Origin of the sequence: Microcoleus sp. D3_18_C4, assembly GCF_036702355.1 — a bacterium.
GTDB lineage: Bacteria > Cyanobacteriota > Cyanobacteriia > Cyanobacteriales > Microcoleaceae > Microcoleus.
The window spans coordinates 83,218-96,913 of record NZ_JAUBTF010000003.1; the positions used below are offsets into that span (position 1 = coordinate 83,218).

7 protein-coding genes are annotated in these 13,696 nt (G+C 44.5%); 2 read left to right on the forward strand and 5 right to left on the reverse strand.

The window, feature by feature from the left end; all coding sequences use genetic code 11:
* Positions 1-176: 176 nt before the first annotated feature.
* Together QUA90_RS02135 and QUA90_RS02140 are read left to right on the forward strand one after the other, a co-directional pair.
* Positions 177-1,985, forward strand: a complete 1,809-nt coding sequence (locus tag QUA90_RS02135; protein WP_333443666.1) for a hypothetical protein — start codon at positions 177-179, stop codon at positions 1,983-1,985.
* 92 nt (positions 1,986-2,077) lie between these two features.
* Entirely contained in the window at positions 2,078-3,052 is a 975-nt protein-coding gene (locus QUA90_RS02140) for a glycosyltransferase family 2 protein (RefSeq protein ID WP_333443668.1), read from the forward strand.
* Between the two features lie 126 nt (positions 3,053-3,178).
* On the opposite strand, the gene QUA90_RS02145 is transcribed toward QUA90_RS02140, so the two are convergent.
* From QUA90_RS02145 to smc, 5 genes are all read right to left on the reverse strand, one after another.
* Entirely contained in the window at positions 3,179-5,011 is a 1,833-nt protein-coding gene (locus QUA90_RS02145; RefSeq protein ID WP_333443670.1) for a DUF6798 domain-containing protein, read from the reverse strand.
* A gap of 12 nt (positions 5,012-5,023) precedes the next feature.
* Complete coding sequence (locus QUA90_RS02150) at positions 5,024-7,204, reverse strand: hypothetical protein (protein ID WP_333443672.1); 2,181 nt, start codon at positions 7,202-7,204, stop codon at positions 5,024-5,026.
* A gap of 81 nt (positions 7,205-7,285) precedes the next feature.
* On the reverse strand, positions 7,286-8,308 hold the full coding sequence (locus QUA90_RS02155; RefSeq protein WP_333327719.1) for an SGNH/GDSL hydrolase family protein: 1,023 nt from the start codon (positions 8,306-8,308) through the stop codon (positions 7,286-7,288).
* 289 nt (positions 8,309-8,597) lie between these two features.
* On the reverse strand, positions 8,598-9,623 hold the full coding sequence (locus tag QUA90_RS02160) for a PRC-barrel domain-containing protein (RefSeq protein ID WP_333327722.1): 1,026 nt from the start codon (positions 9,621-9,623) through the stop codon (positions 8,598-8,600).
* A gap of 68 nt (positions 9,624-9,691) precedes the next feature.
* Positions 9,692-13,579 (reverse strand): chromosome segregation protein SMC, encoded by a 3,888-nt coding sequence (gene smc, locus QUA90_RS02165; protein WP_333443674.1) that lies wholly within the window; start codon positions 13,577-13,579, stop codon positions 9,692-9,694.
* Positions 13,580-13,696: the final 117 nt, after the last annotated feature.

Below are 13,696 nucleotides of genomic sequence, written 5' to 3' on the forward strand. Positions count from 1 at the left end.
TAAACCCGGTTTCAGCCCGCCATCTTTGGTTTGACGACTAGACAGACAGGAAGAAACCGGGTTTCTGGTTCTAGAGGAAAAATCAAAACGCGAGGTAGGGTTTTGTTCGTGAGTTACCTGTTATATTCTAAGTTGCTCGCCTTAACCCCCCCCTACCAATTAATAAAAATCTCCCCATGTCTGAATCCATGAAAGTCCAGCAACAATATATTTTAATTTCCGCATCAGTTCTCGGAATTCTAATACCAGCATCATATATTTTGTACTTGATATCGCAAGCGGGAGACTTGTCTAATTTTGATTATTGGTGGATGACATGGAATTTTTATTCAGTAGACGGTTTCTCTACAAATCCTTTTAATTGGATATTTCGGGCGAACGAGCATTTTGTCTTTATTCCTGCAATTATTTATGGCTTGAATATAGTTGTCACCCAAGGTTCAAATATTGGTTTGTGTTTAGTTGCATGGTTCTTGGCTTGGATTCAGTGCCACGTATTAATTGCTCTGCTGCCGTTAAATTTGAGGCGTTTTCCGCTGCAATTTATCTCGCTACTCCTGTGCATTTCTATTTTTAATTTTACTCCGGCGGCTGCTCACAATTGGATGCGGGGATTCAGCGGCGTTCACTGGATAATTGCTAATTTATTTGTGATTTGTTCGATATTTTGTTTGCAATCCTATGTGACAGTTTTGTCAAGTAAGAGGGAGGCGCAACCTCTGGATATTCATTCCCAGGGAGATCCTGGTAACGAGTGGGTAGGGGCGGTGCATCCGCATTTACAAAATAAGTGGGTAATTGGGAGCATTGTTTTTGGCGTTTTAGGCTGTATTAGTTACAGCACTCCTTTAGCTTTGTGGCCGATATTGTGTGCGGCTGCTGTTGTGCTGCGGTTTCCTCGGCAAATAACTTATTTGTATTTCATTGCTTCTATTGGAGTGATTGGCATTTATTTCTTAACTTATAAAACTCCATCTCATCACCCTTCTTTAACAAAAATTAACCCCCTCAAAACTCTCGAATATATTCCCACTTATCTCGGCGGAATATTTAGCGAAAATATTATTGTTGCTTCAATTATTGGTATAATTGGTTTGATTGCAGCGACGGGTTTTGTGGGTTATTGGCTATTTGTAAAAAAGGTCGCTCGCCCGGATTGGCTGCCTTGGCTATCAATCCAACTTTACACGCTGCAAACGGCGTTAATGGCCGCGGTTAGCCGATCGGGATTTGGCGTCGAACAGGCCACCGCTTCCCGCTACGCCACACTCCCAGCTTTGTTTTGGATGAGCACAATTGTGCTGACAGTATTGTGGGTGCGCGAGTTGCAGCCAACACCAAGAATTCAAGGGCGTTGGCTGACACCGCTGTTTGTAGTCGCCACAGTCGCCATTATTTTAATGTACGGGGTGGGAGGCGAAACTGCAATGGCGATCGCCCGCAGAGCAACCTATCAACCGTTAGTAGCATTATCACTGCAATTAGGCATCACCGACGTAACCCTAATTAAAGACCGCGTAGGCAACAAACCGGCAGCTTTTGTCGGGTTAATCGACGCCTTAAAAACTAACAATTTAGTGCCCTTTAACCGAGACATCAAAAAACACAATTTCTGTGCAGCATTAGACACAAAAATAGACCCGAATTTACTGTCAGCGCCCAAAGACGGAGTACCCGGATTTTTTGATACAGCCACCAAACTTGCACCAACAGCCTCCAGAGTAATTGGCTGGGTAGGAGACCCGGAAAACAATGTAAAATGTATTGCCATTCTCAACCAAGAAAATGTCGTTCGAGGTTTCGCCATGTCAGGATTTCCGCGCCCAGATTTAGTTAAATTGTTTGGCCCTTCCTACGAATTCGCAGCTTGGAGAGGATACATTCAAGCATCACCAACAGATAAATTATTGACAGCCTATGCCTCCTTTAAAAACCGCAAAAATTGGGTAGCCTTGCGAAACTCCCAAGTTATCAATAAAAACTAAAAAACCTCTCTTTCTCCTCCTCTGCGCCCTCTGCGCCCTCTGCGGTTAATAAAAAAATCTCATTGACAACACAAATGAAATAGAATATCCCTATGCCAAAACACCTCAGCTTCGTCATCCCAGTTCACAACGAAGAAGCCACCCTAAAATTGCTGTTTGAAAAAATCCAACTTGTCATGTTCCAAACAGGAATTGACAGTTACGAAGTCATCTTCATAGATGACGGTAGCCGCGATTATTCCTGGCAAGAAATCACAGATTTAGCCAGCCAACATCCCAAACTAATTAAAGCGATTAAAATGCGCCGCAACTTTGGCAAATCCGCCGCCCTTTCAGCAGGATTTCGCAATGCAGCAGGGATAATTATCTTTACTCTCGATGCTGACCTTCAGGATGACCCCGCTGAAATTCCCAAATTTTTACATCATTTAGAATCTGGATTTGACTTAGTTTCTGGTTGGCGAAAACAGCGGAACGACCCGCTTTCTAAAACTTTACCTTCCAAGCTATTTAATGCCGTTGCGTGTTTGCTGACTGGGGTGCAAATGCACGATATGAATTGCGGTTTTAAAGCTTATCGTAGGGAAGTTTTGCAGTCGATTAAGTTGTACGGGGAATTGCACCGCTACATTCCAGCTTTAGCAAACAATTTAGGGTTTAAAATTGGCGAAGTAGTTGTGGAACACCATCCGCGAAAGCACGGAAAATCTAATTACGGCTGGGAACGCTATGCGCGGGGATTTATTGATTTGTTGACGGTGTTAGCCACGACGCAATATTTGCACAAACCGGGTCATTTGTTTGGGGGTTTGGGATTGTGTTTTGGGTTGGTGGGAACTGTTTCGCTGAGTTATTTGATAGTTATTTGGTTTCTGAATTTGGCGGGGATGAATTTTGGGCCGATCGGGAATCGACCTTTGTTATTTTTTGGGATTTTGTGTACAATTTTGTCGGTGCAGTTGATTTCTTTGGGGATTTTGGCTGAGTTGATGGCGCGGAATGTGGATGCTGATTATGTGGATAAGCAGATTAGCGAAATTATTGATGATTCGGGTTTTGATATTTAACCGCAGATTAAGGCGGATTAACGCAGATAAACCGGATATTGAAATTGCTGACAGACAAGCCAACTCTGTCTCTGCAAACTAAGATAAAATTATAATTGGGATTTAACAAGTTTTACCAATTACCTATTACCTAATTTTAAACAGTATCCATTTGCCTTCTTGCTCTACTATTTCTCCGTCAATATTTGGATGCCAATCGCTGCGAGTGAGGATATAATCGGCATGATAGTTTCTGGCTACTTTGACTAAATCCGCACTGCTGCGGCGGATGAAAAAGTCATTTCCTCCCCAAATCATTTGCGGGTTTAAGGGAACCCCTAAAACAGCTTCCATGCGATTTTGCCATTCTTGGATGCCTTTTTCGGTAAAGGGGAAGTTCTTGAAGTTGACGACAATCGCTCTTTCGGAAAAAAACTGGAAGCTGGTAACTGAAGGTGGAATTAATACGAGTGAATCGCGGCTGCTACTTTGCGAAAATCGCACAGCTAATTTGCTTAAGTCGTCACTGGAAAGGGCATTGATATTAACTCTTGTTTGAAATACATTTAATATAGATTTGGGCAGAATTCCTGCTACTCCCAAAACTAAGGTGGCGGTAGTTATTAAGGCTAATGTGTGAGTTATAGTCTGTTTTATAGATTTAGCAACGGATGTTTTTTCTAAAATGAATGGGAAGGCGAGGATTGAGAAAAGGACTGGGATGCTAATTATTCGATCGCCCATTATTTCCCATGAATCAGTTACCGGATATATCAAGCTGAAAATTACCGTTCCTACTGCTAAAATCCACAACAATATATTACATCGTTTGGGCAATACGTAATTTTTTGTTTGCCAAACTGATAACCCTAAGAAAATGATGCCCCTAAAAGGCAAAGTTAGTACAGCTAACAGCAACAAGCTAATAGCTCTTTTTTTTTCTCTGTAAAGTTGCTCGACCGTCAAAGCAACAGCAATAAATATAATTAATTGAGCAAAAGGTACGGTTCTAGCTAACTGTAGTTTGGCGATAAAAGCCAAAGGGTAAACTTCGACAAATACGTAATTTAGAAATAGTCCAAAAATTGATGTGCCCACAATTACAGAAAAATTAATCTTGTCTTTTTTTGGCAATAAATCGGAGTTTTTGATGCACAGCAAGCCACCAATTATGAAACATATAAAGTTGAACCAATTCCCGACATCCCAATTTGACGGGAGGATGTGGTGGGGGTTGCGGACTTTGGCGTGAATGTAGACAAACTCGGCGTTGTCGATAGTGTGAGTGCTGGTAGTACCTGTTAATAACATCGGTAAGTAAACGATACTTGCCATTGCTGCTAAAAGTGCGATCGCCAAAATCAATGTTTTAAACTTCCGCTGTTTTACCGATTCAATAAATAAAACGGGAACCATCATTAATCCCGGCAACAAACCAACTAAAAATTGCAGCAAACAACCCAGCCCAAAAAAGAAATATCCAGTCAGCCATTTCTGGCGCAAACTAAAGTAAATTCCCCAGATTGCGAAGGCCATCGCGAAGGTACTGGGGACTGATTTGGTGGAAAATATCAGGGTGTTACCAACATCTGTAAATGAAGCGGCTATACATAAAAAAGCCATCGCTGCGGCCGGCAGTTTAGAATTAGTATAGATATTGATAATTGCGTAGCAAGCTAGGATAAATGAACCAAAGGCTAGGAATTGATAAATAAAGTGTGCTAGAGGAATGCTGGTTCCTAAGTTGGCTAGCAAATAAATGATATAATAATAGTAATATCTCGGATTAAATTTAACCATTTCCTGGACGTAATAATCATTTTTATACAGTTCAGGATTTAACATAAATTGAATAGGGGGAACTTCGGGAAAATTGCCTCCAATGGGGAAAATATAGCCAGTTGCCATCAGGGAGCCGATGATGACAAAAGTATAGAGAGATAGAGTAAAATACCAGTGGGATTTTTGATGTTTTTGCATTGACGGTTCAACTTACCTACTGACAGCCAAATTGTTAATCTCTAGTTGGCATTGGTTTGTTAAATCCTGTTTGCTGCTACTCAATACCTCAAGCAGCAGATAAGTGGGATTTTTGCCCTCAACTAATAGATTTAAGCCGATCGCACTTTTTTGACTATAAGCCATCTCTGCTGAGTCTACTAATTTACCTTGCTTGTCCCACAAAGTCAAGCGCAGGGCAACTCCCGGACATTTTGTGTTAGGTAAATTGAGTTTGCCGGTAACTTTCGCTTTGTCTGAGATGGAACCTAAATACAGGAAAGATGTATCGAGTTTCTTGCTGTTTTTAATTGGATGAGTTACAATATTATATAGGTTGTCGGATTCTTGACGGACTGAATAATTGGCACTTGTGTAGATTGATTGATGCAAACTAATCCAATCTAACTGCGTGCCTGGTCGATCGACTATTTGCCGCTGCATCGCCTCCAGAGTCTTAACTGCCGTTGCTGTATCAGTCGGCCGCATCCTCCGGTAAACGCTGACAGTCACGCCGTTTTCTAGCTGAAACTGTTCCGGTAGCAATTGGAAATCGCGGGCAATTTCCCAGTTTTGAGTAAAGGCATCGTACACAACTTTAACAACATCTTGTTCGTGCGATCGCAAAACTTGTTCGTCACTCGGTAACACCTGCTGAAAAGGTGTAGCAACCACCGCATATTGTGACTGCAACAACTCCGGTAGCGGGTAAGTATCGCGCGAGTCAATTTGCGGCCTCCCGATTGTATTTAATTTCCACCAACCCTCCGGCGGGTTTAATTTCCTGTTGGCTTGTCTGAGTATATTAGCATTGAAATTGTTAGAAGCACCGGCAATATAAATTGGTTCTTCGTTGGGTGCTAATTTTCGCAGAAACTCTACTAATTTTACAACTTCGTCGTAGTCCGATCGCACTAATGGCGGAAAATTACCCACAAACAGTCTTGGTAAATCAATTTTGAGAGGAATTAACCCGACGGCGGCATTTACAACCAGGTACAAACCCGCCACGCCCAGCATCAAATACCGGACTTTTCCCTTGAGTGTCAGCCAAGTTGTCCAGAAAAATGTGGATAGTCCTAAAAGTGCGATCGGTGTAATATGAATTGTATAGTGCAAGTAGCCGTAACGCAACACTAACAGCCATTCAATCAGCGACAAAACCCCAAACAACGAAACAAAAATAGCCGCCGCCGGAACCAGCATTCGGGTGAGAATTCCCGCAGAAAAACCAATCAGTACCAGCAGCCAAGTTCCCAAACCGTAAAAATCCGCATAACGAGTTAAAATATCACTTACAGGCAAACTCCAAGCGACATACAAATTGCGGTAGTCAACCGTCAGAGCACTGCGAGTAAAATCTCCCGCTACCAACATTAAAATACTCAAGCTAGTTACAGCTATCAAGCCCAATTTTACACCGGATTCAAACAAGCATCTGTAGGCAAACGGCGCTGCCGCGTCCTTGTCTTTTGGAGACGACAATGCCGTTTTTTTACGGTATATTAGTACAATAAACTCGATGAAAGCCTGTAAAGTCGCTGCACCCAAAAAGGCGATCGCACTATAAGCAAAATGGCGTCTCAACAGAATCGCCGCCGCCAGCAAAAACCCAATTAACGGGATTTTCCACCAAGATTTCAGCTTAACATCCTGCAAATAAACCCAAATTGCCAAGGCTACAAACACACAGCCGCCAGTATCCAGATATCCCCGCAGAGTCGGTATCCAACTCATCGGAATTAATAAACTCAGCAGCACAGTTGACCAAAACACCCGGCGCGGATAAACTGGAATTAGCTTTGCAGAAATTGCCCCCAGCAACAGGCGAAACGGCAGCACATAAATCAGGGATATACTGAGAATGTAACTCAGCCGAGATTCGCCAAATAAGAGAATAAATGGCACTAACGGCAAAGAGATTAATAGATTTTTTTCCTTAGATAGCGATTCTATAACTCCGCGCCATGCTTTATCGGGCGAGTCTCGAAATAAATTGGCCGTGTTGACTGTAGCGGTGTTGTAGCCCGCGTAATCCCACCAATAAAAAGTATGTTCGCTGGATACATAGATTGATGTTACTGCAACTGTTACAAGAACAAGTAAAAACAGAAAAAAGCCATCAATCAAACTCTTGCGAGGCAATTTAAAAGAAACCAAATCCAATAATCCCATCACTCTCGCAACCCTAAATAACTTATAAACTTCCTCTTTCTCTATTCCTTCGCGCCCTTTGCGCCTTCGCGGTTCATTAACTTACCTTAAAACAGTACCTTGCAAAAAAACTTCCAACTTTTCTGCATATTGCCGATTGGCGATCGCACTTGGATGAAGGTCATGAGGTAAATTATTATTGGCAGGTACTTTCAAATCAACCGAAATATCCGCCGTAGCAATTCCCTCCTGACTTAACTCCGCCAACATCTTAGCAGAACCCGCATTAATTCCTGCCACGACTAACTTAACGCCATTAGCCTCAGCCACACGGTGAAACTCTTCAATAATTGCCTTAGAAACCTCATGGCTTCTATATAATCCCTCTTCAAATTGATTGTAATTAACCTCCAAAAAATGGCTTAATGCAGAAACCCGCATCAGGGGGAACTCGTGATATTCAAGCTTTGCCATCTTGTAGGTAAAATTATTTTCTCCATTCAGCCTAGCATCGGGCTGGAATAAAATACCCAGTTTATTCCAAGCAGCCATTTGCTTTCTTCTCGCTCTTAACAAAGTATTGCGGCGGTCGTGAAAACCCGCATAAGCAATCACCGCAATTTGGGGTTTATTTGCTTGTTTGAGTGCTTCTTTGAATTGAATCAACGAGTGCAGCGTGCCGTAGCCGTTAACCCCGAAATTCACTATTTCATATTTGGGTAATTTCTCTTGCAGCAACCAAGCATAAGTTTCGCTATCATTCAATGACCAACCGTAGGTAAAAGAACAGCCAAAAATCCAAATTTCAGGTTTTTTTGAGGATTGATTGTAAGTATTGAGGGGATGAGTTATTCTTAAACTATTATTTAGATGAGTGGCATTAAATGAGTAATTGCCGTTAAGTGTCACCTTGAATTTACCCGGCAAATGCTTGTAGCCTAGTTCTGAGTCTTTGGTAAAAAAGTTACCTTTTGGTTCGACTGCAACATCAACATTTTCTATTTGCCAGGGTTTGTATCCCGCAACTCGCAAGACAATTTCAGCCGTGGTGGTGGATAAAAAAACGGGAAAAATTAGATAAGTTATTAATCTGAAAATAGAGGTTTTAATAAAGTTTTTTTTCATAATTTAGCGTAGGGGCGGGTTTTACAAACAATATTTGAGGTTCACCAACAATTTAGATAAACCCGCCCCCACACAGCCGATAATCTAGATTAACCTGATGTTCGAGATAGTCCAAAAAAATGTAGATTCCGATTATTCGTTGGGCGGGAGCGGGTTTATTATATTGTTGGTTTTACGCCGATATGCTTGGTAAAACCCGCCCCTACAGGCCATTGTAGGGGCGGATTTCACAACTATCTATGTCTAAAACAAACAATCTCGTAAACCCGCCCAACCAATTGATTAATTTCTAATAACCAGGCTCCTCCTCATACTCAGGAGTCTTAGTTTTCTCAGGGATATTCACCCGAGGAGCCTGGTAAGGCTTCGGTGCCTCATCGTCAGCCCAAGCATCGGCCTCCACATCATCCTCGTACTCGTACTGCACCACCGGCTGCTTGGGGCGAGAAATCTCAGGGCGAGTGTATTGCGGCTTCTCCTCGTACTCCTCCTCTTCGTAATCGTCCTCCTCGCCACCCCAATTATCCTCTTCGTAATCCTCGTAATCGTCGATGGGCTGCGGCTGTGCCTGCACCGCGCGCATCGGCGGCTGGCGAACCGCAGGCCGATTCCACTCTAAATCCTCATCCCAAGGAACTTCCTCCACCGCAGGCGCAGCTACCCGGCTCCGCATTTCCGGTGCAGGTATCCGCACGCCCGGGCCCAATTGATTTCCCGTAGCCACGGGTTTAGGATAATAACCTGCCTCGTCCTCTTCTCGTTCCCAAGGTGCTTGACCCAAACCAACGCGCTCCAGCAAACCCACACTAAGCTGCCTGAGCCTTTCCTCGGAACCTTCAAACACAATCAAGCGATTCGGGCCGCTGCTGACAATTTCTTCAATCCCCAACTCGTAAGTGCTGAGAACTTGGTCGGGGATTTGGGGGATTCCCAAGGAAGCGATAATTATAGAAACTAACTTACCGTCTTCGGGGTCGAACCTAAAGCCCCGCACCCTACCCAAAAGTTCGCCAGTTTCGGTAATAACTTCGCTGTTAATCAAAATGCTGTAGACTTCAACATCAACATCGTCTTCGAGCGCGCTCTCATCTTCCACCAACAGCACGTCGCCGATTTCACTAACATTGCTGAGGAACATAAACTTCGGCATTCCAGCGACCGCAAATATATTATCACGCAGACCGATCGCCACAACTTCCCGCCGATCGATGTCCACCCACAATTGACTAACCACCCCCAAGCGTTTACCTCTGTCGCGGGTGATGACCTGAGTGCCTAGAATGTCTGAGCGTTGGCAGATTTGTTCGGATGTCATTCTAACTTTAATCCTGATTTATTAAGTACATATATCACTCAACACGAGCGTTAACAGAAACTCCGGGACTACAACTTCAGCCCTATGACTTGAGTATAAGCTCCCCGTGCTTGAGTAACACCAATTGTACGCTCAGCCGATTGAATCATAGGTCGCCGCAAACTCACAACAATAAACTGGGCTTGTTCAGACTGTCGTTTTATCATTCTAGCTAATCGCTCCACATTTGCCCCATCCAGAAACATATCCACTTCATCAAAAGCGTAGAACGTAGACGGGCGGTAGCGTTGCAGCGCAAAAATAAAACTCAGCGCCGTCAATGACTTTTCGCCTCCAGACATGGAAGCCAGCCGCTGTACGGGTTTGCCCTTCGGGTGAGCCACCAAATTCAAGCCACTGCTGAAGGGGTCTTCCTGGTCATCTAGCTGGAGATAGCCATCGCCTTCGGAAAGTTCCGCAAAGATAGTCTGGAAGTTCTCGTTAACCGCGTCAAAAGCTTCCTTAAAAGCGCGCCGCCTCAGTGTGGTAAAATTTTCGATTCTCAACAGCAGTTCAGTGCGTTCTCCTTCCAATGTCGTCAATTTTTGACTCAATTCTTGAAGGCGTTCTTGAGTGCGGTTGTACTCTTCCAAGGCTAGCATATTGACAGGTTCTAAAGCTTGAATGCGTTTGGCGATCGCCTTTACTTCTTGCTGCAATTCCGTTAAATTGGCTTTCTCGACATTTTCAGGAATCGACGGCACGGGGTCGGGCATTTCCGCCCGCTGCGCTTCCAATAGAGTACGGATTGCGGCCAATTGTTCCCGGCGTTCTTGCTGGGTTTCGTGGAGTTTTTGCAACTGCCATTGTAACTGTTGTTTGGCTAAATGCTGTTCTCGCAGTTGAGATTCCGCCCGATCGCGCTCTCCTTTCTGCACGCCCAATTTTTCCTCAATTTCCCCCAAAGCCGCCTTAGCTTCGGCAATTTGCCGATCAAGTTCTAACTGCTGCGAAACAATGCGATCGAGTGCCTCCGCCCCCGCATTTTGCTGCACTTGCCATTCCTGCAACTTCTCGCTGCCTTCCTTAATTTTGTCTTCCAAACGCCCGAATTGATTTTCCAAGTCTACAAGGCGCTGCTGGACGTTTCTCAGAGCCAATTCTCGCTCTTGGAGTTGCGCTTCCAGAGCGCGCAAACTCGATTGCATTTGCTGCCATTCGCTGTGACTGTTGGACTCTTCCAACTGCGCCAAAGTTTGGCGGTATTGCTGCAATTGAGTTTCCTGGGCGGGCAATTCTCTCTCCAGCAACTGCAATCTCGATCGCGAATTAGTTAATTCCTGTGTATTTTTCGCAATTTGCGATCGCACTTGTTCCTGTTGCGCTTGCAAATTCTTAATTTCTGACTCCAACTGTTCCAAGCGCAACTGATGTTCGCGCAAATTTTGTTTCGCTTCCATCAATTCTTGGCTGCGAGTTTTGACTGCAACAGAAGCGCGATCGATCGCAATTTTGCACCGTTCCAAAATCCGCTCAATTTCCTCCAACCTTTCTTGCAGAGATGCGATCGTCCTGGCTTCACTAGCAGCCTCACTAGCCTCAACCGTGCCAAAATGCAAAGTAGATCTATTAGTAGAACTTCCCCCAGTCATCGCCCCGCTAGTTTCCAAAATTTCCCCGTCCAAAGTGACAATCCGGTACTGTCCCAAATAGCGGCGGGCGTCGCTGAGGTTACTAAACACAACCGTACTGCCAAAAACGTAAGCAAAAATTTCCTGATACCGGGAATCGCAATCAATCAAATTAACAGCCGCATCCACAAACCCAGCCGCGCGCCGCAAATTTTCATTCACCGAATACCTGCCACCTCTAATCTTATTCAAAGGCAAAAACGTCATCCTTCCCGCCCGTTTTTGTTTCAACAATTCGATCGCAGCAGCAGCCACGCTGTCATCTTCCACCACCATATTTCCCATGCGCCCGCCCGCCGCTATTTCCAGCGCCAATTGATAGCGCGGTTCGACCCTGCCGAGTTGAGCCACCAAGCCGCAAACTCCGCCAATTGCGCTTTGCGCGACAATTTTTGCAGTAAACGTTCCCGTCGCTTCTTGCAGTGCTTGAAACTGCACTTCTAGCTTGTCTAATTTGCGCTGTCTTTCCCGCTGTTCTTCCAACAAACGAGTTTGAGTTTCCTGTTGCAGTTGCAATTCTTGTTCGGCTTCGACTAAAATCTGATTTAGCGATTCTACTTGCAAAGATGCAACGCCTTTGGTTTCCACAAGGCGAGATTGCTGCTCTTTTTTCGCTGCAATTTCCTGTTCCAATACTTGCAGCGATTGGTTTTGTTCTTGAATTTGGCTGTGCAGGCGATCGGCTCTTTCGCCAATGGTAGCTTGTTCTGTACGCTGCGGTTCCAAAGTTTGTTGAATTGTTTCGATTTGGCGGTGCAATTCCGTTTGCTGCTGTACCCAAACTTCGGCCGTCGACGCGATCGCATTTGCAACTTCCCGATTTTCATCTAAACTTTGCTGCGCTGCATCCCGCTGTTCCTGCAAAGTTCCTATTTGAGACTTAACATAAGATATTTCAATCTCAATTTGCTCCAAACTTTGCCGGAATTGGCGAACTTCTTCCTCGGTTTGTGCTATGTTAGCCGCCATTTGCCCAGCAGTTTTTTCCAAATCTTGTTTGCGGTTTTGCAGTTGCCGCCGTTCCGCTTCCTGAGTCGCAATCGTCGCTTGCAAAGCCAACAATTCCGACTCTCCCAAAGCTTTAACGCGGGCATTCAGCGCATCAAGTTCGGCGGTTGCTGCTTGAATTTGGGTACTAATTGCTTGCAGTTGTTCGGTGAGAGATGCCGAAGTGCGATCGCCCGCTTCGATTTGTTCGCGCAGTTTCCATTCTTGCTTTTGCAACTGTCGGAATTTCAGCACAATTTCCCACTGCGACTTTTCTTGAAATTCCGCCCGCAATTTTTGATATTTTTCCGCTTTTGTGCGATCGGAAGCAAGTCTATCGCGCTGAGAAATCAGCTCTTTTTCTACAATGCGGCTGCGTTCTTCCACCTCCTTAACTTCATCCAACTTCTGCCTAGCTAAAGAGATTTTGCGATCGAACTGAGCCACACCAGCCAATTCGTCAATGATTTCTCTGCGTTCCTTGGAATTCATCGAAATAATGCTGGTAACGTCTCCTTGCAGCACGACGTTATAGCCTTCGGGATAAATTCGCAAGCGGTTGAGTTGTTCGTGAAGTTGAGTCAGGGTGCAAGGTGCGCCGTTAATGTAATAAGTTGAAGTGTAAGTACCTTGGCGAGTTACCCGAAGTTTGCGGGTCACACTCCACTCATCCGGTTTTGGATTTTGGATTTTGGATTTTTTATTAGTAGCGAGTAGTTGTCCGTTGTTGTCTTGAGTTGCTGCGATTTCAATTTCTTCTACGTCTTCAACAGATAACTCATCCGATTTTCGATTTTCGATTTTCGATTTTCGATTGACAGATGATTGGCTGTTGTTGTCTAGAGTTTCGGTAGTTTCTATCCCTGCGGCTTCTTCAACAGATAGAGGCGATTTTAGATTGACAGGAGATGATTGTTCGTTGTTGTCTTGAGTTTCGGCAATTTCTATCCCTTCAACTTCCTCTGCTTCAACAGATAACTCATCTGCTGCATTTTCCTCCTCATCTTCATCGCGGGCAAACCATTCCTCTCCCACATCTTCCAGCGCAAAAGTCGCAGTCACGCTAGCTTCGATCGTACCGCGTTTGTTTTGGGCGCTGTTCACCAAATCCGGCAAACGTTCAGCCCGCATTCCCTTAGAACTCGAAAGCCCGAGACAAAACAGCAAAGCGTCGAGGATGTTGGACTTCCCAGAACCGTTGGGCCCGGAAACCACAGTAAAACCGGGTAGCACGGGAATGGCCGTCGTGCCGCCAAAAGATTTAAAGTTAGTCAGTTCGATCCGTTTAATGTGAACCATATGCTAGGAGTAGCTTTGGCTCTAGGTTGTTGTCACAGGGTAGCACAGGCAATGGGGCGATCGACAATGTGTTAACTTTCTAGCATTGTCGATCGAACCGATATCTTACACCTTTGT